The 26,162-nt window shown below is 64.0% G+C and carries 24 protein-coding genes and 1 pseudogene; 8 read left to right on the plus strand and 17 right to left on the minus strand.

Annotation, left to right across the window (positions count from 1 at the left end):
* Nucleotides 1–36 precede the first annotated feature (36 nt).
* Together CCUG20998_RS19760 and CCUG20998_RS19765 are read left to right on the plus strand one after the other, a co-directional pair.
* Nucleotides 37–1,263, plus strand: a complete 1,227-nt coding sequence (locus tag CCUG20998_RS19760; protein ID WP_020730124.1) for a cytochrome P450 — start codon at nt 37–39, stop codon at nt 1,261–1,263.
* A complete protein-coding gene (locus tag CCUG20998_RS19765; protein WP_020730123.1) occupies nt 1,260–2,414 on the plus strand; it encodes a Zn-dependent alcohol dehydrogenase in 1,155 nt (384 codons plus the stop codon). The genes CCUG20998_RS19760 and CCUG20998_RS19765 overlap by 4 nt, the downstream gene beginning before the upstream one ends.
* A 29-nt stretch (nt 2,415–2,443) precedes the next feature.
* On the opposite strand, the gene CCUG20998_RS19770 is transcribed toward CCUG20998_RS19765, so the two are convergent.
* Together CCUG20998_RS19770 and CCUG20998_RS19775 are read right to left on the minus strand one after the other, a co-directional pair.
* On the minus strand, nt 2,444–3,271 hold the full coding sequence (locus tag CCUG20998_RS19770) for an SDR family NAD(P)-dependent oxidoreductase (protein ID WP_020730122.1): 828 nt from the start codon (nt 3,269–3,271) through the stop codon (nt 2,444–2,446).
* Nucleotides 3,272–3,375: 104 nt separating this feature from the next.
* Nucleotides 3,376–4,593, minus strand: a complete 1,218-nt coding sequence (locus tag CCUG20998_RS19775) for a cytochrome P450 (protein ID WP_036456544.1) — start codon at nt 4,591–4,593, stop codon at nt 3,376–3,378.
* A 205-nt stretch (nt 4,594–4,798) separates the two neighbouring features.
* On the opposite strand from CCUG20998_RS19775, the gene CCUG20998_RS19780 reads away from it, so the two are divergent.
* Nucleotides 4,799–6,295, plus strand: coding sequence for an acyl-CoA carboxylase subunit beta (locus tag CCUG20998_RS19780; protein WP_020730120.1), 1,497 nt, complete (start codon nt 4,799–4,801; stop codon nt 6,293–6,295).
* Here CCUG20998_RS19780 and CCUG20998_RS19785 read toward each other — a convergent pair.
* The 5 genes from CCUG20998_RS19785 to CCUG20998_RS19810 form a co-directional block, all read right to left on the minus strand.
* Entirely contained in the window at nt 6,285–6,878 is a 594-nt protein-coding gene (locus tag CCUG20998_RS19785) for a carboxymuconolactone decarboxylase family protein (protein WP_231389746.1), read from the minus strand. The two genes, CCUG20998_RS19780 and CCUG20998_RS19785, sit on opposite strands and share 11 nt — an antisense overlap.
* 83 nt (nt 6,879–6,961) lie before the next feature.
* A complete protein-coding gene (locus CCUG20998_RS19795; protein ID WP_036456217.1) occupies nt 6,962–7,855 on the minus strand; it encodes an SDR family NAD(P)-dependent oxidoreductase in 894 nt (297 codons plus the stop codon).
* Between the two features lie 162 nt (nt 7,856–8,017).
* Entirely contained in the window at nt 8,018–9,064 is a 1,047-nt protein-coding gene (locus CCUG20998_RS19800) for a TIGR03857 family LLM class F420-dependent oxidoreductase (RefSeq protein ID WP_020730117.1), read from the minus strand.
* Nucleotides 9,061–9,444, minus strand: coding sequence for an ester cyclase (locus CCUG20998_RS19805; protein ID WP_020730116.1), 384 nt, complete (start codon nt 9,442–9,444; stop codon nt 9,061–9,063). The genes CCUG20998_RS19800 and CCUG20998_RS19805 overlap by 4 nt, the downstream gene beginning before the upstream one ends.
* The gene (locus CCUG20998_RS19810) at nt 9,441–9,677 is read right to left on the minus strand and encodes a hypothetical protein (protein WP_020730115.1); all 237 of its coding nucleotides are present in this window, start codon (nt 9,675–9,677) and stop codon (nt 9,441–9,443) included. The genes CCUG20998_RS19805 and CCUG20998_RS19810 overlap by 4 nt, the downstream gene beginning before the upstream one ends.
* 130 nt (nt 9,678–9,807) lie before the next feature.
* On the opposite strand from CCUG20998_RS19810, the gene CCUG20998_RS19815 reads away from it, so the two are divergent.
* The 4 genes and pseudogenes from CCUG20998_RS19815 (at nt 9,808) to CCUG20998_RS19830 (ending at nt 14,673) form a co-directional block, all read left to right on the plus strand.
* Nucleotides 9,808–10,425, plus strand: a complete 618-nt coding sequence (locus CCUG20998_RS19815) for a PaaI family thioesterase (protein ID WP_020730114.1) — start codon at nt 9,808–9,810, stop codon at nt 10,423–10,425.
* An 87-nt stretch (nt 10,426–10,512) separates the two neighbouring features.
* Nucleotides 10,513–12,156, plus strand: a complete 1,644-nt coding sequence (locus tag CCUG20998_RS19820; protein ID WP_020730113.1) for an acyl-CoA synthetase — start codon at nt 10,513–10,515, stop codon at nt 12,154–12,156.
* A gap of 78 nt (nt 12,157–12,234) precedes the next feature.
* Entirely contained in the window at nt 12,235–13,449 is a 1,215-nt protein-coding gene (locus CCUG20998_RS19825) for a cytochrome P450 (protein WP_020730112.1), read from the plus strand.
* Nucleotides 13,446–14,673 (plus strand): annotated as a pseudogene (locus CCUG20998_RS19830) (CaiB/BaiF CoA transferase family protein). The gene CCUG20998_RS19825 and the pseudogene CCUG20998_RS19830 overlap by 4 nt, the downstream one beginning before the upstream one ends.
* A 21-nt stretch (nt 14,674–14,694) precedes the next feature.
* On the opposite strand, the gene CCUG20998_RS19835 reads toward CCUG20998_RS19830, so the two are convergent.
* The 8 genes from CCUG20998_RS19835 to CCUG20998_RS19870 form a co-directional block, all read right to left on the minus strand.
* A complete protein-coding gene (locus CCUG20998_RS19835; RefSeq protein ID WP_020730110.1) occupies nt 14,695–15,876 on the minus strand; it encodes an acyl-CoA dehydrogenase family protein in 1,182 nt (393 codons plus the stop codon).
* Nucleotides 15,877–15,890: 14 nt separating this feature from the next.
* Nucleotides 15,891–16,955, minus strand: coding sequence for an acyl-CoA dehydrogenase family protein (locus tag CCUG20998_RS19840; RefSeq protein WP_020730109.1), 1,065 nt, complete (start codon nt 16,953–16,955; stop codon nt 15,891–15,893).
* Nucleotides 16,952–17,788 (minus strand): amidohydrolase family protein, encoded by an 837-nt coding sequence (locus CCUG20998_RS19845; protein ID WP_103653955.1) that lies wholly within the window; start codon nt 17,786–17,788, stop codon nt 16,952–16,954. The genes CCUG20998_RS19840 and CCUG20998_RS19845 overlap by 4 nt, the downstream gene beginning before the upstream one ends.
* Nucleotides 17,785–19,419 carry an acyl-CoA synthetase gene (locus CCUG20998_RS19850; protein ID WP_020730107.1) on the minus strand — a complete coding sequence of 545 codons (1,635 nt, stop codon included), beginning with the start codon at nt 19,417–19,419 and terminating at the stop codon, nt 17,785–17,787. Before CCUG20998_RS19850 ends, CCUG20998_RS19845 begins: the two co-directional genes overlap by 4 nt.
* Nucleotides 19,420–19,438: 19 nt before the next feature.
* Nucleotides 19,439–20,644, minus strand: a complete 1,206-nt coding sequence (locus CCUG20998_RS19855; protein WP_020730106.1) for an amidohydrolase family protein — start codon at nt 20,642–20,644, stop codon at nt 19,439–19,441.
* Between the two features lie 28 nt (nt 20,645–20,672).
* Nucleotides 20,673–21,509, minus strand: a complete 837-nt coding sequence (locus CCUG20998_RS19860) for an enoyl-CoA hydratase (RefSeq protein WP_036456542.1) — start codon at nt 21,507–21,509, stop codon at nt 20,673–20,675.
* 494 nt (nt 21,510–22,003) lie between these two features.
* Nucleotides 22,004–22,561 (minus strand): GNAT family N-acetyltransferase, encoded by a 558-nt coding sequence (locus tag CCUG20998_RS19865; RefSeq protein WP_231389745.1) that lies wholly within the window; start codon nt 22,559–22,561, stop codon nt 22,004–22,006.
* Entirely contained in the window at nt 22,558–22,803 is a 246-nt protein-coding gene (locus CCUG20998_RS19870; protein ID WP_020730103.1) for a hypothetical protein, read from the minus strand. The genes CCUG20998_RS19865 and CCUG20998_RS19870 overlap by 4 nt, the downstream gene beginning before the upstream one ends.
* Before the next feature lie 869 nt (nt 22,804–23,672).
* Here CCUG20998_RS19870 and CCUG20998_RS19880 point away from each other — a divergent pair.
* Complete coding sequence (locus CCUG20998_RS19880) at nt 23,673–24,476, plus strand: TetR/AcrR family transcriptional regulator (protein ID WP_020730101.1); 804 nt, start codon at nt 23,673–23,675, stop codon at nt 24,474–24,476.
* Nucleotides 24,477–24,488: 12 nt separating this feature from the next.
* On the opposite strand, the gene CCUG20998_RS19885 is transcribed toward CCUG20998_RS19880, so the two are convergent.
* Together CCUG20998_RS19885 and CCUG20998_RS19890 are read right to left on the minus strand one after the other, a co-directional pair.
* Nucleotides 24,489–25,385 carry an enoyl-CoA hydratase/isomerase family protein gene (locus CCUG20998_RS19885; protein WP_020730100.1) on the minus strand — a complete coding sequence of 299 codons (897 nt, stop codon included), beginning with the start codon at nt 25,383–25,385 and terminating at the stop codon, nt 24,489–24,491.
* A complete protein-coding gene (locus CCUG20998_RS19890; RefSeq protein ID WP_020730099.1) occupies nt 25,382–26,056 on the minus strand; it encodes a hypothetical protein in 675 nt (224 codons plus the stop codon). Before CCUG20998_RS19890 ends, CCUG20998_RS19885 begins: the two co-directional genes overlap by 4 nt.
* Nucleotides 26,057–26,162: the final 106 nt, after the last annotated feature.

Raw genomic sequence — 26,162 nt, forward strand, 5'->3', positions numbered from 1 at the left:
TATGATAGCGACATTCCAGCCCGGGGAGGAGCGCCGATGACGCTGCGCACCGATGCCGACGGCCAGCCCGTCACACTCGACCTGACCGGCGAGACAAGTCCCTACCCGTTCTTCGAGTACATGCGGCGCACCGACCCGGTCTGGCACGGTGCCCTGATGGATCACGGGCAGATGCCCGAGGAACTGCGGCCGAACGATGAGTGGGTGCTGTTCGGCTACGACGGCGTCTTTCAAGCGTTCCGAGATGACAGGATCTTCACGTCGGCCGGATATGACAAAACCATCGGATTGGTCATGGGCCATACCATCCTGGCGATGGGCGGCAGAGAACACCACGATCACCGCAGCTTGGTGGCCAAGGCCTTCCGGGCCACCGCACTGGAGCGCTGGGAGCCCTCTGTCATCGGACCGGTCTGCGATCAGTTGATCGACGAAATACGAGCCGACGGTCATGCGGACCTGGTCAAGGCGCTGACATTTGAATTTCCGACCCGAATAATCTCGACATTGCTCGGGCTGCCCCGCGAGGACCTTGATCTGTTCCGGCGGCTGTCGTTTGACCTCATCTCGATCCCCACCGACATCGTGGCGGGGTTCAACGCGGCAACCGAACTCCACGGGTACTTCCTCGACCAGGTCGAACAGCGGCGCCGCAAACTCACCGACGACATCATCGGCGACCTGGTCGCCGCCGAGATCGACGGGGAGAAGCTCGACGACGAGGCCATCATCGCCTTCTTGCGGTTGCTGCTGCCTGCCGGCCTGGAGACCACTTACCGCTCTTCCGGCAACCTGCTCTACCTGCTGCTGACCCACCCTGAGCAATTGGCCATGGTGCAGCGGGACAGGTCGTTGATCCCCATCGCCATCGAAGAGGGGCTGCGGTTCGAAACCCCGCTCACCATGGTCATGCGGACCACCACCGAAGAAGTCGACATCGGCGGCAAGACGATTCCCCCTGATGCACAGATCGACCTTTGCATGGGTTCGGCCAACCGGGACGAGAGCCGCTGGCCCGACCCCAACAGGTTCGACATCCGCCGAACCCGGCACGCACACATCGCCTTCGCCGGTGGCATCCACATGTGCCTCGGTATGCACCTGGCCCGCCTGGAAACACGGGTGATGCTCAATAGTCTTTTCGACCGAGTCACAACTCTGGCCTTCGCACCCGACGACGGCACTGGGGTGCAATCTCGGATCATCGGGCTCACCTTCAGGTCGCCCAACAAGCTACCCGTCACCTTCACCCCCGCCGCATGAGAAGCCGGGCGGCCATCCTGCATGGCGTCGGCGGGCCGTGGTCGGTCGAGGAATTCGAGTTGGACGCACCCCGCACCGGGGAAGTTCTCGTCGAAATGTCGGCCGCCGGCTTGTGCCACACCGACGATCACATCCTCAAGGGTGACATGTCCGCCCCGAACGAGGTGCTGCGGTCCCGGGGGCTGCCCACCATGTTCCCAACAATCGGTGGTCACGAAGGCTCGGGCATCGTGCGCGAAATTGGTCCCGGTGTCACTGATTTCGCGCCCGGCGATCACGTGGTGATGTCTTTCGTCGCGGTATGCGGGCAATGCCGATGGTGCGCCAGCGGCATGGAGTACCTATGCGACGCCGGCATCGGCACCCTGGCGCCCGGGATGCCCACCGATGGCACGTTCCGGCATCACACCGCCGACGGCACGCCACTGGGCCATCTGGCGAAGGTAGGCGCGTTCGCCGAGCACACCGTGGTGTCTCGGGATTCACTGGTCAAGATCGATCCGGACCTGCCGCTGGCCCCCAGCGCGTTGCTGTCCTGCGCAATTCCCACCGGGTACGGGTCGGCAGCGAATCGAGCCAACGTGCGCGGCGGTGACACCGTCGTCGTCCTGGGCGCCGGCGGGATCGGCACGGGGGCCATTCAGGGAGCTCGGATCAATGGCGCCGCGCAGATCGTGGCCGTTGATCCGGTGGAGTTCAAGCAGAAATCCTCCCACCTCTTCGGCGCCACCCACCGCGCCGGATCGATCAGTGAGGCAATGGCTTTGGTTCGTGAACTGACTCACGGGGTGATGGCCGACTCGGTACTGGTCTCGCCGTCGCTGATCACCGCCGATGACGTGCGCGACGCCCTACGGCTCACCCGCAAGGGTGGCACCTGCGTGCTGGCCGGGATGACCTCACAACTGACCCGCTCGGTCAACATCGACCTGCAGGAATTCATCTTGATGAACAAGACCCTGGCCGGCACCATCTTCGGCTCGTGCAACCCCAGGGCCGACATCGCGCGTCTTGCCGGCTTGTATCAGAGCGGACAACTGCTACTCGACGAGATGATCACCCGCCACTATCGCCTCGATGACATCAACGCCGCCTACACCGACCTGCTCAACGGTGACATCGTCAGAGGCATAATCGATTTCACGATCTGATGAATCCCGCTTGTCGCGGGCCGCGCTTCTCATCTCAGCGTTGCCAGCGTGCGGTCCCACAGCTCGCTGGCAAGGCGCGGGTCATAGGCCGCGCGATTGGCTTTGGCGATCTTGTGCCGCGAGTAGTACTCGCCCGACGTCCAATCGGTGCCGGCGGCGCTCGATGCCAACCAGACCAGTTGTTCGGCCCCCTGCTCGGCGGTGGAGGTGAATCGGGTGACCAGCGGTACGTGGTATTTCATGAAGGCGAGGGCGCGTGAGCCCGATGCCTCGCCGAAGTTGGAGTCGACATAGCCCGGATGAAACGTGGCCGCCGACAGTCCCTTGGCATGGTATCGGCGATGTAATTCCCTGGTGAACAACACGATCGCCAGCTTCGTCAGCGCGTAGGCGACGCTGGGGCGTCGCTGGGCGGTATTTTCCAGTTCGGCCAACGTGACTTTGGGTAGCAGTCTCTGTGATGAGCTGGTGGTGTTCACCACGGTGGCGCGGGATTGGACCAGGACATCCAGGAGCAAAGTGGTGAGTAAGAATGGCGACAGATAGTTGACCTGGTAGGTCTTCTCGTATCCGTCGGCGGTGAACTGGATTTCGTGACACATCGCGCCGGCGTTGTTGGCCAAGACGTCAATGCGTGGGTATTCGGAGCGAACCTTGTCTGCCAAGGCTCGGACCTGGGACAGGTCGGCGAAGTCGGCGACGAAGTAGTCCGCTCGCAGTTGCGCGGCGACCGCGGTGGTCTTGCTCTCCGACCGCCCAACCACCACGACCTTCTCGCCGTTTTGGGTCAGCCGGCGCGCCGCGGCGGCGCCAATGCCGTCACTGGCGCCGGTGATGACAATCGTCTTACCGGTCATGTTGGGTCCTCTACGGGGGTCTATCGATACTGTGCCGGAACGTTGATCCGGTCAGGAAGCCACGTTGACCGGCGAATCCCTGCCGCACATTCTGCATAGGTCACTCACACCAGCGAGTAGCTCACCGGCAGGTGTTTGAGACCACCCACGAACGTGGTCGCGGTGAACTGTGGATCACCGCTCAATTCAATGGATTTAAGCCTGGGTAGCAGCTCCGTGAAGAAGCTGCCGACTTCCATCCGGGCCAGTGCCGCACCCATGCAGAAGTGCACACCGTAGCCAAAGGCGACGTGTTTGTTGGGCTCACGCCCGATGTCGAACCGGAATGGCTGGTCGAACACCTCCTCATCACGGTTCGCCGATACGTAGGACAGCAGCACGGATTCACCCGCGGCAATCGGGATTCCGCGCACGACGGTGTCCCTGGAGGCCGTGCGCATGAACTGCTTCACCGGGGTGACCCAGCGGATCATCTCTTCGGTGGCCAGCGGTATCAGGGCCGGGTCGGCTTGCAGCCGCGCAAGTTGGTCGGGGTGTTCGATGAGTGCGTGCAGGCCACCAGAGATGGTGGCGCTGGTGGTGTCGTGGCCGGCGGTGGCGACAATGAGGTAGTAGGACACGGTGTCGATGTCCGACAGCGGTTCGCCGTCGATGCGGGCGTTGGCAATCGCCGAGGCGAGATCCTCGGTCGGGTGCTCGCGTCGTGCCGTGGTCACCGCATTGAAGTAGCCGAACATGTCCAACAGCGCGGGCAACTGATCTTCGCTCGTGCTGCCCCGCTTGAACTCACTGTCGTCGCTGCCGAACAGTTCCTGGGTCAGTTTGAGCATCCGGGGGAAGTCGGCCTCGGGCAGTCCGAGCAGCGACATGATGACACAGAGCGGGTAATTGACGGCGATCTGCTGGACGAAATCGCACTCGGGCCCCGCGGCCATCATCGCGTCGACATAGTTCTTGGCCAGCTCATCGACGCGGACTTTCAGCGCCCGCATCGCCTTCGGGCGAAACCAATCCGCACCGATCGCACGCGCCACCCGGTGTTGCGGGTCATCCAGGTGGATCAGGGTGCGTACCCCCGCCGCGGCCTGCAACTCGTCGCCCGCAACGGTCGCCAATACCGGGCGCGGCCAATTGGTGAACAGCGTGTTGTCGCGCTCGATGTCCATGACGTCGGCATGTCTGGTGATCGCCCAGAATCGGCGATAGTTCGGGACGTCCACCAAGGCGACCGGGGCTTGGGCCCGCAGCCGGGTCAGCGCCGCATGCAACCTCGTCTCATCGGTGTAGGCCAGCGGGTCGGCCAGTAGGGCGGCTTCGTCCATCGTCGGCGCAGTCATCGGCGAAGCTCCTCGGGCGCCGGGGCTTGCTCAACGGCGCTGGCTGAGACCATCATCGTTGCGAGCTGAGTTGAGATTCTCGTCAATGGTGAGGCGGCGGGCGCGGGCCATGTGGGTAACTTTACAGTAAGCAATCCAGTATGTGAGCTTGGTTTATCCGGACCGACCCCATCCGAGGTAGGACAGAGCAATGACAAAGGCCCAGGACTGGGACGAAACGCTCGACGATCTCGACCGTCGCCGTGGACGTGCGCGCAGCATGGGCGGCCCTGAGCGGCTCGACAGGCACCACGGCCAGGGCAAGCTCGACGCCCGCGCGCGCGTCCAACGACTTCTCGATCCCGGCACGTTCCGCGAACTCGGCACATTGGTTGGCGGCGAGATCGCGGCCGACGCAATCATCACCGGGGCCGGCCAGATCAACGGCGTGCCGGTGCTGGTAGGCGCGGAGGACTTCACGACGCTGGCAGGGACCATAGCCCCGGGCAGCAATTCCAAGCGGTATCGCATCGCCGAGCTCGCAGTGCGCGACAAGATTCCGCTGGTGATGTTGCTCGAGGGCGCGGGCTTCCGCCCCACCGGTGTGCACTACGGCAGGACCCCCACCGACCTACTTGCGCAGGCACGCTGTTCAGGCCGGGTGCCCACGATCACCGCGGTGCTGGGACCGTCGGCCGGTCATGGCGCGCTGGTCGCCCCGGTGTGCGACTTCACCGTCATGACCCGCCAGAGCGCGATATTCACCGCAGGCCCCCCGGTGGTGAAAGAGTCCACGGGCGAAGATATTTCGAAGGAAGACCTGGGTGGTCCGGACATCGCGCTGGCCAGCGGGGTCATCCACAATGTCGCCGACGATGACGCAGCCGCTCTGGACATGATCCGCCGCTACCTGTCGTATTTTCCGCCCAGCGCGTGGTCGTACCCGCCTTCCCTGCCGGCCTCGGGCACAACAGCGCGACGCTCCACGCCGGAGTTGCTCGACATCGTCTCCCGCGACAACCGCCGCGTCTATGACATGCGCGCGGTGCTCGATGTGGTCTTCGACAGCACCGAATGGTTCGAGGTGCAACCACAGTTCGGTAAGGCGATCATCTGCGCGCTGGCGCATCTGGGCGGCCATCCGGTCGCGGTTGTGGCCAACCAGCCGCGGGTGCTGGCGGGCTCGATCGACGCGGACGCCGCCGACAAGGCCGCACACTTCATCATGGTGGCAGACTCGTTCCATCTGCCCATTGTGTTTCTGGCCGACAACCCCGGCATGCTGCCCGGTAGCCGCTCCGAGCGTGCGGGCGTATTGCGCAGCGGGGCAAGGATGTTCGCTGCGCAGACGGCGGCCACCACCCTGAAACTGCATGTCACGCTGCGCAAGGCGTACGGCTTCGGATCCATGGTGATGGGTCTGATCAGCTTCGACGGTCAGGTCGCGACATTCGCCTACCCTGGAGCGACGATGGGGGCGATGGGCGCCGCGGCACTCAGTCGCGCGTCGCATGCCGATGAGGATCTGTCCGCCAAGCTGCGCAATGCCGAGTTGCAGGCGTCCTATCGCTCAGCCGAGCAGATGGGTTTCGACGAGCTCATCGATCCCCGAGAGACCCGCGACGCGCTCCTGGCCGCCCTGCAGCGGGGTATTTACCACCGGCAGGCCGCTGCCGAACCGGTCAGCCGAACACTCATCATGCCGTGAGGGCGTCCAGGGCGCGATAGGCCCGCCACGCCTTGGGGATACCGTACTCGGCAACCAACAGCAGCACGGCCTTCAGTTGCGCGGGCCCGGCGCCGGCCGCGAGCGCAAGCTCGACGTGCATCGCAAAGGATTCGTCCAGGGTTTGGTTCAGCACGTCGGCGGCTAGGCAGCTCAGCGCCCGCTCGCGCGGCGTCAGGCTTTGGTCGCCAGCCCACCGCTGATGGAACTGCCCTGTCACGAACCGCGCAAAGTCCTTATCGAGGGTGCCCAGGGCCTCGCCGATGTGGCCGGGCAGCGGCTGCGGTTCGACAGCCTGCGCCGGTTCTTCCCCCATCGGGCCCTGCTGACGCAGTTGCTGCAGCGCCACCGCGGCGGTCGGATAACCGACATAGGGCGCCAGATGTCGGATGCCCGCGGCGCACTCGGCAGGCGTCACGCCGTTGAACCCCGCCATCTGCACGTGGGTGAGCAGCGGGAAACCCAGGTTGGCGGTACACAGATCTGCCGCCAGGAATACGAAGCTCTTTTCGCGCATCGTCAGTTGCGGCAACGACCAGGCATGCTGACCCAGTTCGACGGCCATTTTCCCGAAGACAGGGTCAAGCGCCTGGACCTGGTCCTGGTTAGGCATCTCCATTGGGGCCATAGCGTCCACCACCTTCCTCTTTACGCGGACCTGGATATTGCCAGCGAACCCGGCTTGGGAAGCCCGAAAACCTTGCGGCGCAGCGCATCCAAAGCCGGGGTCGGAAGCCAGCGGGACACGGTCGCCAACATCCTGGCGTCCTTTCCCACCACATTGCGCGCGTGTGGCCGCGCCATGGTCAGCACCTTGAGCACCAGATCGGCAACCACGGTCGGCGGGCTGCCACGTCGCTCCCGAGACAATGCGGCCTTGACCATGCCCAGATACGCGTCGCGGTACAGCCGCGCCCCATCGGCACCGAATTCGTCGATTGTCTTCTTGGCATCGCGTTCGAGTTTGTCGGCGGCACCGGAGTTGATGCTGGCCGGTTCGATCATCACCACCTTGATGCCCCACGGCGCGACCTCCTGACGCAGGGCATCGGCCAAGGTAGCGATCGCTGCCTTCGACGCGGCCAGGGGGCCACCGAAGGGCGGAGTGAACCGATCACCGATCGAGGCGATGACCACGATGCGGCCCGCCGCCCGGCGCAGCAGCGGGAGAAACGCTTGGGTGACCGCGATCTGACCCACCACGTTGACCTCTAGTTGCTGTCGCAGCGCGTCGAGCGGAACCATTTCGACCGGCGAGGCAACACCAATCCCGGCGTTGTCAACCAACCCGTCTAGACCCGCGGCGCCGATGTGCTCGCCGACCATCCCGACCGCGGCATAGATCTGCTCGGCGACCGTGACATCCATCAACAGCGGGCTGAGCCGCCCACCCGAGCTGGCCGCCTGCAATGCCTCACCATCGGCGACCCGGCGCACTCCCGCGTATACGTGCCAGCCCGCGCTGGCCAGCCGTAGTGCGGTAGAGCGGCCGATGCCCGACGATGCGCCGGTAACCACCACATGTTGCCGAGTGCAGCTCATCTTTCCTCCAGCCAGGAGTCGACGGGAATCCGAGATCGCTTAGACACATTGGGCTGCAATACTATTCAGAATATTGCGCACGGTTGAGCCATCGACTCGTCCGGACCGGCAGCCACGCATCGTCATTATCATACGTCGCGGCCACGGATCGCGGGGTTGTCGCTACTGGGCTTTCTGTCGATAGGCCGCGACGACGGGCTCCAGTTCATCGGGCGTGGCACCGTGCATGATCACCGCGTCGGCCCCGTAGCCGAACTCAGCACGAATGCGATCCACGCACTGTTGCGCCGAACCGGTGGCCGACGGTTCCAGCCATTCGTCTGGCAACAAGGTGGCGATGTGCTCGATCTGCTCCGCAGTGGCCTTGTGGTCGATCCCACCGCGGACCGATGTTACCACTGGATCCTCTCGAAATCGTTGCAGCACAGCCGGATCCCAATTGTTCGTGTGCACCAGAAGATCACCGTAGCCCTGCAGGTAGGTCGCCAGCCGGGCGACCGTCTTCTTGAGCCGCAACTGTTCGGGCAAGTGGTCACCGACCGTGGCGAAGCACGACCATACTCGCACGCTAGCCGGGTCCCGCCCGGCCCTGTCCGCCGCGGTCTTCACAATGCTGACGCAGCGCTGCAACGTTTCCGGGGTGAAGTAGGTGTGCAGGATGACGTCGTCAAACACTCGTCCGCCCAGCGCGAGAGACTTTGGCCCCAACGCCACCAATGCCAACCGAATGTCTTCGTTGAAATCGGGATCCAGAAACAGGACCGGGTACCGGCCCATCGGGCCATCGTGATCGAAGATCATCTCGCCTTTCCATAGGCGCCGCATGACCTGGGCCCAATCTTCCATCTGCGCCGTGGTGACCGCGGGGATGCCGAACGCCCCATAGATCGCGGCAATACCGCGGCCGATGCCCAACGTGAACCGGCCACCGGAGAGCCGGTGCATGGTGGTGGCCCAGGAGGCGGTGACCAGCGGGTGGCGGGTGTTGTGATTCGTTGCGGCGGTGGCGATCTGCATCCGGCTGGTCACCGCGCAAGCGGCCCCGACGAGCGAGGATGCCTCCTTGACGTTCCAGCGTTCCGATACGAACGCGGTGCCCAAGCCCAGCTCCTCCCCGCGACGGGCTTCGTCCATCAGCGTGGCAGGTCCTTCTCCCCCGGCCCCGGCCAGCAGGTAATAGCCGAGTTCGTTCAGCGTGCGATCGCTCAATTCCAAACTCCTTGCTGGTATCCGCAGTTCCATACCTCGGTGATCCGGCCGGCGACGACACGGAACACCTCGATGCTGGCGACATTGGTTTGCAGGCCATCGCCGGTAGTCATCGTCGAGTCGTAGACGATCGCGACGTGTTCCCCGTCTTGGCCCGCAATGACGACCCGCAGGGCGAAGTGCAGGGAGTCGAATAGCCTCCAGACATCTGCCACTCGTTGGACCGCCTGAGCGTTTGTCAGCGTGTGCGTCGCGCCGACTTCATGACGAATAACGTTGTCGGCCAGTAACTCCCCCGCCAGCTCGAGGTTGCACTCGTTCCAGACCACGAGGTTGTAGAGCTCCACGACTTCGCGCGCCGAGCGGGCTGGCCCGGTCACCGCGACACCGTAGCCTCGGCCGCCTCGCGCAACAGGCGCCCAGACCTGCACTGAAGCGACGCCACCGGTGACCGCAACTGCAGGCCGAGTCCGGCACCAGACGCGCCCCGGTCCACCAGCAACGGTTTCGGGGCGGCAGGCGCACCGTCGATACGGCCCGCCGGATGCGAGCCCGTACCGCCCACCAGCGCGGCGAGGGCCGCGCCGGGCTCGGCCGGGCCTCTTCGGGCCATAGAGCTCCCCTGGACGAACGATGCGGAACTGCTGAAATCTATACTGTAACGATCTTAGTATCAGCCGGGCCGAGGCGAGGGGTGCGACTATCACCACGAGCGACCAGCTAGTCGAGATCGGGGAGGCACCGTGACCGACACGGCGCCCGGAGTCCGGGGCGGCTTTCCCGAAGTCAAACCCCTAGACGGCCCTCCAGAACTGGGCCGCTTCGTCGCCGCGATGCGCCGCCTGCAGGATTTGACCGTCTCCATCAATCCCGACGGCTCGACCTGGGCCGCGGCCGCCGAGCAGGTCGACGCCGTCTGCGCGTCGCTGGAGGGCCACCAGGTGCCCGAGCTTTCGGCGCCCGCCGGCCGCGTCATCGATCTCCCCGGCCTGGGCCATCCCTTGCTGCCACCCTGGACCGTTACCGGTTCCGGAGTCGACGGCGTCACCATGACCGGTCACTTCACCCGGTCGCATGTGGGCGGCAACAGTGCGGTGCACGGCGGGATGATCCCGCTCTGCTACGACTGGCTGTGCGGGATGGTGGTATCGACGGCCGGTATCCCTCCTACCCGCACCGCCTACTTGCACGTCGACTACCGCAACATCACCCCGATCGAGCAGACCCTGACCGCGCGCGGGCGGATCACGAAAACCGAAGGCAGGAAAATTTTCATCGCCGCCACCATGACAAGCGCCGAGGGCACCCTTCTCAGCGAGGCCGATGCCCTGATGGTCCGCCTCCTACCCCACCAACCGTGATAGCGCGAGCAGACGCGAAATCGCACTAGGCGAGCATTGCGGGTGCGATTTCGCGTCTGCTCGGCAAGAGAGGAAACCGGGTCCGACATGACTACCCAATTCACGGTGCCCGCTGTCGCCAGCGCCGTCACGGCCGCAATCGGTGACCGGGAACTGATCGTCCAAGGCGACCGCCGCCACACCTATCGCCAGATCCACCAGCGATCGAACCGCCTGGCCTCATACCTGCACTCGCAGGGCCTGGGTTGTCACACCGAGCGATCCGAACTCGCCGGCCATGAGGTGGGACAGGATCTGCTTGGCATTTACGCCTACAACGGCAACGAGTTCGTCGAAGCACTGTTCGGCAGCTTTGCGGCCCGAGTCGCTCCGTTCAACGTCAACTTCCGGTACGTGAAGAACGAGCTGCAGTACCTTCTGGCGGATGCGGGCGCCACCGCGCTGATCTACCACGCCACGTTCGCGCCGCGGGTCGCCGAAGTGCTACCCGAATTACCCCGGCTCCGCGTCCTGATTCAAATCGCCGACGACTCCGGGAACGGCTTGCTGGACGGCGCGGTGGATTACGAGAGCATCATCGCCAACAGCTCACCCGAACCGCTACCGGTGCAGCCCTCCCCCGACGATCTCTATGTCCTCTACACGGGAGGCACCACCGGCATGCCGAAGGGGGTGTTGTGGCGCCAGCACGACATCTTCATGACATCGTTCGGCGGCCGCGACCTCTACAGCGGCCAGCCAGTGAACTCCGTCGACGAGATCGTGGCGCGAACGACCGCCGGGCCGGGGACCAAGCTGTTGGTCTTGCCGCCGTTGATACACGGCGCCGCGCAGTGGACGGTAATGACGGCACTGACCACCGGACAGACGGTCGTATTCGCCTCGGTTGTCGATCATTTGGACCCACGGGACGTGGTGCGCACCATCGAGCGGGAGCACGTCTCGGTGGTGACCGTAGTCGGCGACGCGATAGCGCGGCCCTTGGTCGCGTCCATCGAGAAGGGCACCGCGGATGTGTCGTCGTTGGTCGCGGTCGCCAACGGCGGTGCGCTGCTGACGCCCTACGTGAAGCAACGGTTGATCGAGGCGCTGCCCAACGCGGTCATCATCGATGGAGTCGGATCCTCGGAGACCGGCGCACAGATGCACCATCTCTCCGCGTCGGGTGCGGTATCGACCGGCACCTTCAACGCCGGCCCGGATACCAACGTGGCTGCCGAGGACTTCTCCGCGATCCTGCCTGCGGGCCACGAGGGAATCGGCTGGCTGGCCCAGCGCGGGTACGTTCCGCTGGGCTACAAGGGCGATGCCGCCAAAACCGCCGCGACATTTCCGGTGATCAACGGCGTCCGCTATGCGGTGCCCGGGGATCGCGCCCGCCACCGCGCCGACGGATGCATCGAGTTGCTGGGCCGCGACTCGGCCACCATCAACTCCGGTGGCGAGAAGATCTTCGCCGAGGAGGTCGAGACCGCGATCGCTTCCCATCCCGCGGTCGCCGACGTGGTGGTCGCCGGACGCCCCAGCGAACGCTGGGGCCAGGAAGTCGTCGCCGTGGTCGCGCTCGACCCCGATGCCGCTGCCGATGCCGACGAGCTGGTCGCGCATGCCGCGAAATCGTTGGCGCGGTACAAGCTTCCCAAAGCGATCGTGTTCCGGGCCGGGATCCAACGCAGTCCGTCCGGCAAAGCCGACTACCGATGGGCAAAGGAGCAGGCGGCTGACGACTAGCCAGCCATATTGCCTACTGTAATAATTACAGTACGATCTCCAACAGGTACTGCGCCGCTGGAGAATGCTGGAGATCAGGTGACAAGCCCGGTTCACTCCGTCGTCGGCACCGGCGACCAAGCTGTCAATCCGCGCAACCCCTACCCCTTTTTTGCCCAACAGCGTCGACGCGGCGGCGTATTTCCAGGCACGGTGATGGACTACTCCAAGACGCCCGAGTCCTTGCGGCCGCAACGCGAGTTCTCGGCGATGTCGTTTGCCGCGGTCAACACGGTCTTTCGCGACAGTCGGGCGTTCACCTCCAAGACCTATGACAAAACGATCGGTCTATTCATGGGGCCCACCATCCTGGCGATGGAGGGCAAGCAGCACCGCGACCATCGCAACCTGGTCTCAGCCGCGTTCAAATCCAAAGCGCTGGCTCGCTGGGAGCCAGCCGTCATCCGGCCGATCTGCAACGCGTTGATCGACGATTTCATTGATGCCGGTAGGGCCGAGCTAGTCGGAGATTTCACCTTCGAGTTCCCGACCCGGGTCATCGCCAGGCTGCTCGGACTGCCCGACGAGGACCTCGCGATGTTTCACCAGCGAGCGGTGCAGTTGATCAGCTATACCGTCAACTATCAACTCGCCTTCGAAGCCTCAACCGCGCTCAAGGAGTACTTTCTCGAGCAGATTGACAGACGTAGGTCCAAACCCAGCGAGGACATCATCGGCGACTTGGTCACCGCAGAGATCGACGGCGAAAAGCTCAGCGAGGAAGCGATCTACTCGTTTCTGCGTCTGCTATTGCCCGCCGGGCTGGAAACCACCTACCGATCCTCGGGCAACCTGCTCTACCTGCTGCTCGCCCATCCAGACCAGTTCATGGCCGTGCGGGCGCACCGTGAACTCATCCCGCAAGCGATCGAGGAAGGCCTGCGCTTCGAGACGCCGCTGACCACCGTGCAGCGATTCACCACCAAAGACACCGAAGTGCAAGGCGTTCCAATTCCGGCCCGTTCGGTGATCGGGGTGTGCATGGGTTCGGCCAATCGCGATGAGCACCGCTGGCAACGGCCAGAAGTGTTCGACATTTTCCGCGAGCGCATCCCGCACATCTCCTTCGCCGCCGGCGAGCACACCTGCTTGGGTCTTCACTTGGCCCGGCTGGAGACTCGAGTCGCGCTCGAATGCCTGCTGGATCGGTTGACCAACATCGATCTGGCCACAGCTGATGATCCGCACATCCACGGCCAGCCCTTCCGTTCGCCGACAGCCCTTCCGGTGACGTTCGAAGCCGTGCCGACTTGATCAAGGTCATGGCCGGCTACCCGGTCCTCGAGGTAGCGCAGTTCACGTTCGTCCCAGCGGCGGGCGCGATCCTCGCCGACTGGGGAGCAGACGTCATCAAGGTCGAACACCCGAGACGCGGCGACACCCAGCGTGGCATTCTCAACGTGGGGGGGCATCGCACTCGATCCCGAGCGGCACCCGCTGATCGAGCACCCCAACCGGGGCAAACGCAGTGTCGGCATCGACCTCGCCACCTCCGATGGCCAAGACGTGCTGCACGAACTGGCCCGCACTGCCGACGTGTTCTTGACCAACTACTTGCCCAGCGCGCGGCAGAAGAACAAGTTTGACGTGGAACACGTCCGCGGCGCGAACCCAGACATCATTTACGCGCGCGGCACCGCTTATGGCGACAAGGGCGCCGAGCGCGATGTCGGGGGCTATGACGGGACAGCGTTCTGGACCCGCAGCGGCGTGGGACATGCGCTGACCCCTCCCGAATTGGGTGCTCCATTGGCACAAGGAATTCCGGCCTTCGGTGACTCCATCGGCGGGATGAACATCGCGGGCGGCATCTCGGCCGCCCTGTTGCATCGGGAGCGCACCGGGGAAGCGCTGGAGGTCGATGTGTCCTTGCTGAGCACCGCGTGGTGGGCGGCGGGTGCAAGCGTGACTCAAGGCATGGACACCGGTGAGACGATGCGTTCGCGCATGCCGCAATCCGGCGGCATGCCGATGAACCCGTTCATGGGCAACTATCAAACCTCCGACGGCGGCACCATCAACCTCTGCATCCTCAGCCCGACCGGCTACATACGCGACACCTTTGAGCATCTGGGAATCCCCGAGGCCGCTGACGACCCGCGGTTTGGCGAAGCCGAGCAATTGCTACGCAATGCCGATGCGGCCGGAGCATTGATCGCTAGAGCGGTTGCCGCTAGGCCTTTCGAATACTGGCGACAGCGGTTGAAAACGATGAAAGGCCAGTGGGCGCTCTTCCAGAGCCTCATCGAATTGGCCGACGACGAGCAGGCCCTGGCCAATGACATGGTGGCCGAGGTCGACCTCGGTGCGGGCGGCCCACCGTTTCGGGTGGTACGCGGCCCGGTCCAGTTCAACCACGAACCGCTGACCACAACCCGGGCCCCACAGCCCGGCGAACACACCGAAACCGTGCTGCTCGAGCTGGGTATGGATTGGGACCGCATCGATCAGCTCAAGCGATCCGGTGTCATTTCATAACCGGCTACCATCGCAGCCTGTTCACGTTCGGTGCGGGTAACTCGGTTTGCCGAGCCCCAGGACGTGCTGGGCGATCATGTTGCGGAACACCTCGAGCGTGCCGCCGTAAATGCCGACCAGTGGGGCGAAACGGTAGACGTATTCGGCGCCGCCGTCATCGACCGCACCATCGGTCCCGAACGGTAGTGCGGCGGCGCTGCCGAGAATGTCCATCAGATCCGGTGAAATGTCGCGCATCGTCTGGGCAATCGCGACCCGGCCAAAAATGCTCGGGGCGGACAGTGCGGCCTCCATCCGGGCGACACTGCGCCCCAACCGATACGCCACCGAAGTGTCGTCGATGGGGCGGCGTCCATCGGGGTCTGGCCGCATCACGCAGCTTGCGGCCCGGTCGACCGCTTCGGCCATGGACCCGGCCTGGTGCATCATGATCGAGGTGTCCTGCAGCCCATCGGGAGCCGCCGCAACCGCGCCGTGCTCGACGTTGAGCGGCTCACGCAGAACCGTCCATCCGCCATTCACCGCACCGAGCCGATATTTGTCGTCTATCCGGACGTCGCTGTAGTAGACGATATTGGTTCGGTCACCGTCGACGGTCCGGATACCCTGAATCTCGATGCCGGCAGAGTCCAGCGGAACCAGAAACATCGTGAGACTCTTATGTTTTCGCGCCTGCGGGTCGGTATTGGTGATCAGGAATACGTACTGGCAGTTGTGCGCACCAGTGGTGAACATTTTCGATCCGTTGATCAGCCAGCAGTCTCCGTCGCGCAGCGCCCGGGTCTTGCAGGTCGCCACGTCCGAGCCGCCCTCGGGCTCGGTGTACCCCAGACACATGCGGACGTGGCCGCTGAAGACACCGGGGAACACCTCTTCGACAAGCTCGGGCGAACCGAACTTCGCGACCGAGCGCGCCACCATGGCGGTGGTCCCCCAAGTCACCCACGGCACGTGGGCACGCCGCTTTTCCAGCTCCCAGATGCGCCGCCGCACCCGGCTGAAGCCGCCGTCGGCCTCTGGTTTCCACTCCGCTGCCAAGTAGCCTGCGGCGCCCAACGCCAGATGCAGACCTTCATGGAAGTTGTCGCCGGTCTCACGATCGTGCCGGCGAACCTCCTCGGTGACATGGGTGGCCAGGAAGCTACGCGCCGTTTCCCGAAACTCGCGGTCCGCGTCTGAAATCTGCACTCGGGAGAAATCCATCGCCCACTCCTGTCCTAGACTCCCGCGGTCTGTTCCGAACTCTCGCGGCCGGCCACGATCTCGGCGATTCGGCGGGCGGTGACGCCCGGATCACCACCGGCCAGTGCCCATCCCCTGGCCCGTACCAGATATGCGGTCGCAGCGGCCTCCGCCGAAACACCCAGGCCGCCTTGGATGTGCACCGCCATGGTGGCGGCCTTCGCGGCCTCTTCGGCCATGAAGACGAACGCCGAGAGCCCCAACTCCGGCCGCGCTTCGGGTTCGTTGTCCAAGAACCAGGCCGCGCGCCGAGCCAGGTTGCGGCCCCCCTGCACCGTGATGGCCATATTCGCCAGAGGATGTGAGATGGCCTGCAATGTCGATATCGGCACTCCCAGCGTGTAGCGGGTCTTGGCGAACTCTGCCGCAATGTCCATCGTCGCCTCGACCAATCCCACCAGGGCGGCGGCGCTCAATAGTCGCCATTCATCCAGCGCACGTTGGTAATTGGCGAGGGCATCGGGCCCCTGCGCGAGTACCCTGCGCAGATCGGCTGTTCCGGGATCTATCCATGCCATGGGCAATCGGCCGATGTTGTCGACCCGCGCCGGCCGACTGCTGAAGGAGAGCAGCACAATCGCGTCGCCGTCGTGAACGACGATGTGGTCGGCTATCGAGCCCGTCGGGATCAGCCGGGTGCCGTACCCGCTGTCGATCCGGGCGTCGAGTCCGGCAACCCGTTTGCCTTCGGTCACGGCCGCGGTCTCGGCATCCGGCGTCCCAAGGCGGGCTAGCAGTCGGGCCGCGCAGACATGGTCAATCCATGGCACCGGGGCCAGTGCACGACCGATCTCCTCGGCGACCAAAGTGAGGTCGACCAGGGTCGCACCGTCACCGCCCGCGGACTCGGGGACCGCCATCGTGGTAGCGCCCATCGCGCACAGCCGCTCCCATAGGTTCTTGTCGAACCCGGAAGGCTCTGCGGCACGCACGGTTTCAATCGGACAATGGGTCGCAAGAAACTGCCGGTAGGCCGATTGCAGCGCCAAGTGGTCCTCGGACAAGCTGTAGTCCAACCTGCGCAGTTCGAAACGGTTCATCGCCCGCTCTCCTCCCCGAAGAAAAATTCTTGCGCGTTGTTGTAGAGGTAGTTGGCCAACACGTCGGCGGGCAGATCGAGCGCGCGCGCCTCGGGCACCACCCTGCGCATCCGTAGCACCGGCCAGTCGGAGGCGAAGATCACCTTGTTCTTGCCTCGCGTCCGCATGTAGTGCAGCAGGCTTTCCGGCAGCCGCTTAGGCGACCAAGCCGACGTCATCAGCCGCAAGTTGGAGTACTTGAGCAGCAGCCGGATTGCCACGTCCCACCAAGGATCGGCACCGTGGATCATGCACAGCCGAAGCTCAGGGAATCGCACGCACACCCGGTCAAGATGCATGGGATGCTGCACCTCGCCCGGGATGGGCGGCCCGGGGATCCCGGTGTTGATGCACAGCGCTAGCTCGAGTTCCGCGCACTTGGCGTAGAGCGGGTAGTAGACGGCGTCGCTGGGCGGGTATTGTCCGTCGCCCCAAAAGCTAGGCCCCACCACGGCATAGGCGACTGGTAGTTCCCCAACGATCGCGGTGAGTTCCCGTAGCGGCCGCACCGGGCGCAGCAGATTGATGCCTCCCATGGCCAGGGCAAAGCGGTCGGGCTTGGCTTGCACAAACTTGCGTGCGGTGATCGAGGGAATGGCCAACGAGTCCATCACGATCGCTCGTTGTACCCCTTGTTCGTCCATCTCGTCGAGGAGCTGGGCCAGATCAACCGGCGCGAACATCGAGTCGGGGCCTTTGAAGTAGTCGTCGCGGACCTTCAGCATCCAGTTCGGCTGCGCCTCGGCTTCGCCGAAGTGCACGTTCACCAGGCAGTCGATCGCCTTGTCAGTCATGCGGATCCCCCCACCGGAAGCTGCTGGGCCGCGGCTTGTTTGGCCCAGCGATAGTTCGGCTTACCATTGCCGAGACGCTGAATGTGCGACACTAAGATGAAGGCCTTGGGCGCTTTGAAGTGGGCCAGCTTCGAAGTGCACAGGGCATAGAGCGCCCGCTCGTCGCCGACCAGATCCACCCCGGGGCGCGCCGCGACGAGCGCGACCACTTCCTGCCCCCACCGCTGGCTGGCGCGCCCAACGACCAACGCATCCGCGATGTCGGGATGCCCACGCAGGACTTCCTCGACCTCTTCGACGAAGACCTTCTCACCACCGGTATTGACCACCAACGAATCCCGCCCCAAAAGTCGGATGGTGCCATCGTTCTCGATGGTGGCCCGGTCCCCGGGAATCACGACACGATGGCCCTCGATCTCGGGGAACGTCCGTCGGGTCGCCTCTGGATCGTTGAAGTACCCGAGCGGGATGCGGCCCATTCGGGCCGCCCAGCCAATCTCAGCCGTGCCGGGCCGCAGGAAGCTGCTGCGATCAGCCGAAGCGACCGCTCCGCCTAACCTCATCGCGAAGGTCTCACTCGCCATGCCATTGCGGCTGTGTCCGAACGCCATATTGCCGGTTTCCGACGATCCATAGCCTTCGATGATCGTGACGTGCGGCAGCCGCTCCATCAGTGCGCGTTTGTACTTGGGGTTTGTTGCCGCGCCACCGGTTCCGATCGCTTGCAGGGCAGATAAGTCATAGGGGTGAGCGCTCAGCTCCGCGACCAGTGGGCCGGCGTAGGCATCGCCCACCATCGTGACCATGCCAACCTTTTCGCGTTCGGCGGTTGCCCACACCGACCGGACATCGAGCTTGGCGCGGTCGTCATACAGCACCACCGGAAACCCGCTGAGGAAACCCGAAAACGCGGTCCACAGGCCCGCCGCGTGCATCAGCGGCGAAACCGCGAACCAGGGTGAGCCACCGGGACGCACCTTCTGATGGATCTCGTCGACGTTGGCGTGATCGGCACCAACCATCGACGCCACGTACATGTCGCCCTGTCGCCATAGGACTCCCTTGGGCCGACCCGTCGTGCCGCCGGTACACATCATGATCAGATCGTCGGGTGATCCAGTCGGCCGGTAGTTGGGTGCACCGGCGCCTAGGACCTCGTCCAGTGAGACCGCACCGGGAAGTTCTGCGGCGCCGCTCCCGTCATCGATGGACACCAGGAGGTCGGCCCCCGCTGCCGGCAGCAGATCAGCGAACCGCGCCCCCAGCCCGCGATGGTAGATGATGCCCCGTGGCCGGACATAGTCCAGCAACTCCGCGATCTCGCGCGGCGAGTAGTGGTGGTTGACGTTGACCGGGACCACGCGTGCCTTCAAGCAACCAATCACCATGTCGGGGTAGAGGTCGTTGTACATGATCAGCGCAACCCGATCCTGACCGCATTCCCACCGCTGCAGCGTCTCTCGTGCGCGGTGCGCACCGAACCCCTGTTTGTTGAGGTAGCTTGCCAACCGGCTGGTTCGTTGCGCCGCCTCGGCGAAGCTGGTGCGGCGAGGGCCGCACACGGTCATCGGGCGATCCGGAACGACCTCGGCGATAGCGTCCAGCACGGCGCCGATCGTCCATTCGGTCACGGCCACAACTCCGGAAAACCTAGGCGGCCGACGCCACCGTGACACCGAGGAAGTCCAAGGCGTTGTCACGCATGATCTTTTGCACCTCTGCCCGGCTGAATCCGGTTAGCTCTTCGGTGAACGCCAGCGGTGACTCCAGCCCTTCACCGTGTGGCCAGTCCGAGCCGAACAGGATGCGGTCGACCCCGATCCTGTCGGCCAGCACCGTGAGATCTTCCTCGTAGTAGGGCGATATCCAGACATGCTCGCGCAGCGCATCGACGGGGTCGTTGGGGAACGAGCGCGGGTGCTGATTGGCTAGTTTCTTCAGACGCTTGGCCAGCCTGTGCACCCATTCGGAGCCGTTCTCGATGCTGGCCACCCGCAGCGTGGGATGACGATCGAAGACCCCGTGGACGATCAATGACGCCATGGTGTCGTGGATGGCGCGGTCGTCGACGAGGATCTTGTCCAGCGGGTCGGGCGGAGCCGCGAAGGGCTCGAAGGTTTCCTTGCCTCCCCACATTCCGGCAATCTCGAGATAGCCACTGTCGCCCAAGTGAAACGCCACCGGAACGTTGGCCTCGGCCAACCGAGCCCAGACCCGGTCGTGCGACCTGTGACCGAGCGACCGGTTCCTGGGGACACCCGGTACCGGAGCCGGACGCACGTGCACCATCCGGGCGCCTCGCTCGAGCACGAATTCGACTTCCTGGAGCGCCTTCTCGGGGTCGGCCAGCGAGATCATGGGTGCCGCGATGATGCGATGGTCCGGCCGGTCGAAACCCCAATCCTCGTCCAGCCACAGATTGAACGCATGCAGCGATGCCGCGGTGGCCTCGATGTCCGCCTTGAGCGCCTCCTCGACTCCGCAGCCGAAGGTCGGGAACATGAAGATCGTCTCGATGCCCTGGCTTTCGACGACGGCGACGCGTGCATCCCGGTCCCGGTATTCGGGACGAAGTTCCAGCTTCTCGACCTTCATAAGCGATGCCGGGTCTACGCCGTCGGGTATCTCGCCGCGGAACAGCAGGTCCAGGCAGCCCGGAACGATGATCGGGTCAAATGTCGGGTTGGGGATGAAGCGGTTGACCCGGTCGCCGATTATCACCTGGGTGTGCCGGCCGTCGGTAACCATTTGCACACCGCGTCTGCGGAACTTCTTGTCCAGATGCCGGGTGAAGGCGTCCAGGGGCTCGTAGTAGTGGTTGTCGACGTCGATCGCCTTGTAACCCAAGCTGTCCATGATCGTCCTTCCCGCAACGCCGAATCGCTCAGCGTTCCGATGAGGTCAGCGACGGAAACTGCGGTGGCCGCTTCTCCAGGAAGCTGACAATTCCCTCGATGACATCCGGCCTCGGCATCGCTTCACGCAGCAGTACTTCGGCGTGTGAGGTGGCTTCCACGACATCGCGGGTGGCGTCGCCGTAGACCTGGCGCTTGATCACCGCCATCGAAGATGGTGAACAGTAGCGGGCGATGTCTTCGGCGTACTCGAGGGCGCGTGGCATCAACTGTTCGGGGGCGACGACTTCCTTGACCAACCCGAGCTGAGCGGCCTCCCCGGCCAGAAAGGTCCGACCGCTCAACAACAGATCGAGCGCGACCGCCCAGCTGGTCAGACGCGGCAAAATCCAGGAGATACCGAACTCTGCGATCAGGCCGCGCCGCGCGAACACCGCCGCGAACTTTGCCCCGGCCGCGGCGAATCGGACATCACACATCAGCGCCTGGGTCAGGCCGATGCCCACACATGGTCCGTTGATTGCGGCGATCACCGGTTTGCGCAGCATGGTCACGAAATGGGGTGGGCGTTCACCAACCAGATCGGCCAGGTTGGCGTCCTTCGCCTTCGCCATCGTCTTGTCGCACCCCGCCGCCGCATCCGCCGACCCAAGATAGGCGCCCGCGCAAAAGCCACGGCCCCGCCCGGTCAGCACGATGACCCTGATACCCGGATCCGCCTCAGCGCGATCGATCGCCGTGTAGAACCCGGCGGCAAGGTCGGGCCCCCAGGCGTTGAGGCGATCGGGCCGATTGAACGTGATGATCGCGACGCCGCCCGGCGTCGCTTCGTAGAGGACTGCGCCTTGCGCATCAGCAGCGCTCATCTGCATCTCCTCACCGCTGCCGGCCGACCGCGACCCATATACGCATACTGTATACCTATCGGTACCGCATTCTACAACCGCCGCCGCAGGTCACCGGCCTGCAGCGGAACAGCGAATTGTGCCGCACCGGAGGGCAACTTATGACCCGGCCAGACCATCGACTTTGCCCCCCTCGGACACCTCAGTACAGCGAATCCACGCGTGCGCCAGGGGTGTGATCGACTGACGCGCCGGCACACTCCATCGACGGTTGAGGCCTTCGCCAGCGACCCACCCCGCATCTCGGCGAACTCATCGGGGTCGAAATCCGCCCCGCCTAGCCCACGGCAACATCACCAAATCGCTCCTTCGCGGCTACCTTTCGGCATCCCTTGCGCCACGTCGACCGTTGCCATAGTCAATTCTGTTGCACGTAAATATATTCCATCCGAGGACTCGCCCCGCGCAAAAGCTCGGCGCTAGCGCGCGGACCCCGGGACACGCCACGGTGGCGGCTAATACGGATTGGTCGCGGGCCGGGTCGCGGACCGTTCCAGCACGCCCGGATCGCCCCACGCCCCTTCCGGCCGCAACAACAGATAGGGGTCGCTCGCCAGCGTGATGGCGTCGGACCTCGGCCGTTTCTCGCACATCATTTCCACATATTCATGATCGGAGAAAACAAGTTTGGCCCCTTTCCGCATGGGCTTGAACCCGAACTTCTCCCAAAAGTGCACAAGCCGCACCTGAGCATGGCCGAAGATTGCAGTGAAGCCCTTGCGGGTCGCCACATCAAACGACAACTCAATCATCGTGTTCACGACGTCAGAATTGCAGTACTGCGGGAGCACGCAAACACGTTCAAACTTTGCGAACTCCGCGAACCAGCGTACGCGCATCGTCCCGGCCGGTCGGCCTTCGACAAAACCCAGAATATGAGTGGCACAGAAATCGTTGCCATCAAATTCTTCCTCGTAAGGACATTCTTGCTCCGACATGAACACGGCGGAACGAATCGCAAAAGCTTCTGCCAGGCGATCATGCGTGACAACCACGGAGGCGGACAAGTTCACGGCGATACAGCTCGCACCGAGTTGGACACTCCAACCGCACGCTCGGGACGCTCTACCCGGTAGAGCTGGCCTGCGGATACGCCACTCTGCCCCTGCGCCAGAAAGCCGTAGCCCTGAGCGGCGTTCACGCCGTCCGTCGTTGCGGCGGTCGTGAACATCGGTGCACTCAGGGTTTCCGCACCCGCGGCAAAGACGAAAAGCCACGTCACGATGCGCGAAATCCCGCGCACCGTCAGCAACATGACCCAGACGTAAAGTGCTGCGGGCTGGCAGAGTAGCCGAACTACGGCGAGTCGCCCACCGAAGAATTTGCCGCGGTCGCGGTTGTCAACCTGTTCCGGTCGCCGACGACCACGCGGCCCAGGGCCAACGACCAGATGCTGTCACGCGCTGAGGCATTCGTCACGGATGCGCTGCCGCGACGGCCTCACATCGCCGTTGTGCCGGCGCCCACTACCGGCGATGAGGCGCAACCAAGATCGGTGATCTTCCCGCTCCATCGTTGCGCCACAAGAAATTCGGCCCTATCATCGCCGCGCAACACTGCGGGAAGGCGTCTCGTTGGAGGCGGCGCGGCCCTGCTGGGCGATAGTACATTCACCGGCGACCACGCGCTCGTTGCGTGCAATGAGACCGCTGGCGCGCCCTACCAGCGACCGGATCGGGCCGTACTCGAGCCCACCGTCCCGGTGCCGCGGGGTCGGTAGCTGAGCGGGCAACCCAGCACTCGGGTCAGACTGGGTTGTCGATAGCCAAACCCACAATCCCCCGACTAGATCGGCACCGCCTTCGCCGCAGCGGTCGTTTGGTTACCTCCGGCACAGCGCACTGCGCCACCGCGCCCGCACTCTATCGTGTTCACCCGCGCGCCGCTGGATACCAAAGTGCCTACGATAGGCATTACAGTAATAAAGGTAAGGCCGCCCGAAGCAGTGCGGAGACGCTCCCACCTGGCATTACCGCATAGCTGTCGCCCTCAGCGATCGGCCCGCCCCCGGTAAGGTTGACGGTCAGGCTTGGCGACGACACGTCATCGTATACACAGGTCGGAGTGCAACTGCCGGTAGGTTCGTCCGGTGGCACGGCTTGGGATCGCACACGCAGGAGATTGATGGAGGTGCCGGTAGTGGCAAAGCGGGCAGCCGCCGACAAACGTCAACGACGCGAACGCGGTTCGATCAATCCCGATGACATCATCAGCGGCGCGTTCGAGCTTGCCGAGCAGGTATCGATCGACAACCTGAGCATGCCAATGCTGGGCAAACATCTTGGGGTCGGCGTTACCAGCATCTACTGGTACTTCCGCAAGAAGGACGACCTGCTCAATGCGATGACCGACCGCGCCTTGAGCAAGTACGTGTTCGCCACTCCCTACGTGGAGGCCAACGACTGGCGCGAGACGTTACGCAACCACGCCCGTCTGATGCGTAAGACCTTCATGGGCAACCCAATACTGTGCGATCTGATTCTGATCAGGTCAGCCCTGAGTCCCAAGGCCGCCCGACTGGGCGCGCAAGAGATGGAGCGGGCAATCGCGAATCTGGTGGAGGCGGGGCTATCCCCCGAGGACGCCTTCGACACCTATGCCGCGGTCTCGATACACGTGCGCGGATCAGTGGTGCTGCACCGGCTTTACGAGAAGACCCAGTCGGCCGACAGCGGCCCACGGGCAATCGAAGACGCCATGAACATCGACCCGCTGACCACACCGCTGCTTGCGCAAGTCAGCGGAAAGGGACACCGGATTGCGACCCCCGATGAGGCCAACTTCGAATACGGCCTTGATTGCATTCTCGACCACGCCGGCAGGTTGATCGACGAACGGGCCAAAGCCGCCAAGTCGGCCCCGTCGCGGCCGCGCAAGGCGGCCAAGCCACCAGCGCCGCGAACCCGGGCAAAGGCCACGACGCGTTAGACCTTTCGGATATCAGGACTCGGGCTCGGGCACGTGAAAGTGCTCGTCACGCAGCCGGAATGCCTCCTTCGTTCCGTGCTCGGCCCGCGTTTTGACGAAATTGAACTCCCCCAGCGCGAACTGCAAGTTGGTGCCGAAGGCGTGGAAGAGATAGCTGGCGACTTCCTCACCCGCGTATGCCTGCGTCTGCTCAACCAGCCGAAAGGCCTCTTTGGCGATGACGATGCCGTCGGCGGGCATCTTTGCCGCCTTCTCTGCCCAGTACCGGGCTCGGGCCGCCATGGAGCCGGAATCGCAGGTGTCGGTGAAGATTCCAAGATGTTCGACGTCACCCGCTTCAATAATGTCACCGGTGAGCAGTAGCCGGCGGGCCAACACCGGCCCCAGCCGGTGAAAGAACATGTGCAGACTGCCCAGCGCAGGCCCCAGGAATCGCGTTGCCGGCATACCGATTCGGGCGTTGCGCGCGATCACTGAGATGTCGGTCATCAGGGCCATCTCGAAACCTCCCCCCAGCGCATGGCCCGCGATCTCACCCACCGTGACCTTCGGAAAGCCCATGAGGTTGTGGTAGAAGCTGAATGACCTGCGGTCCACGGTAAGTCGGCGACGTTGGCTAGGACGCCGCTGGGTTGGCGGATCCGCGGCCGGGGCGTCAGCCTCGCCGTACCACCCGTAGGCGTTATTCATGTCAGCGCCGGCGCTAAAGACCCCGCCGGTGCCACGCAAGATGACGACGGTGAGATCGTCATCCGCGGCAACGCGGTCCAGGTAGCCGGCAATGGCATCACGCATCGCCGCGTCATATGCATTGCGCCTCGTGGGGTTGTTCAGCGTGATGGTCGCGATTCTCGTAACCGGTTCCGCCTCGAACTGCACACGGTCATCCGGGCCGTCTGCGGCGGTCATGAGCCAGATACCTTTCGCCGTCGCCCGAATTGATACGCCGCCAACTCTTCCGGTCGCGATGCCAATGTCTGGACTTCGCCGGTGCAGAGCAGTTGTTCATCGACCATCACCCGCGCCTTCGAGGAGATGCCTTGGTCCGTCACCGATCTCGTGATGTCGAACCGCAGGTGGGTCAGTATTGGTGTAGGTCTGCGGAAGGTCAGTGCCAGGGAGCGGGTCTTGCCGGAAAGCCCACTGACGCAGTTGTGATGCTGGATGACGCAGTCGAAGAAGACACCAAGAAATCCGCCGTGCACCAGACCCGGCGGGCCCTCGTAGACCAACGGGAAATTGACCCCGCCGGCCGCGCGCTCGGGATCGAGTTGATCGAACTTGTATTCGGGAAAACACGGGTTGTAGGCGCCGATGTCAGTCGCGTGATTGAGGTAGACGCGGTTGCCGTCCGCATCCGGACCGATGCGCGCGGCATTGTCCGGGGCGGCCGCGGCCAGCTCACGTTCCCACTCGCAGCACTGCGCGAGCATGGCATCAACCGTGGGATGTGGGTGTTCCATCGCCAGCAACAGCGAGGTGAGGCGACGGATGACACCCGCGGCGGCGACGGTCTGGGCCAGCGGCGACTCGCCGAACCTGGCATCACCGGCAGCCGCCCGAGGTTCGCCTTGGGCCATGCGTCCCTCTTTCACCGGGATGTTCCGTCAGCAATGTTTCCTTGCTAACTTATACAGCGTAGCAATCGTATTGCCTACTGTATGGGTAACGATATGGCGGAGAAAG

This window comes from Mycobacterium marinum (assembly GCF_003391395.1).
Classification (GTDB): Bacteria; Actinomycetota; Actinomycetes; order Mycobacteriales; family Mycobacteriaceae; genus Mycobacterium; species Mycobacterium marinum.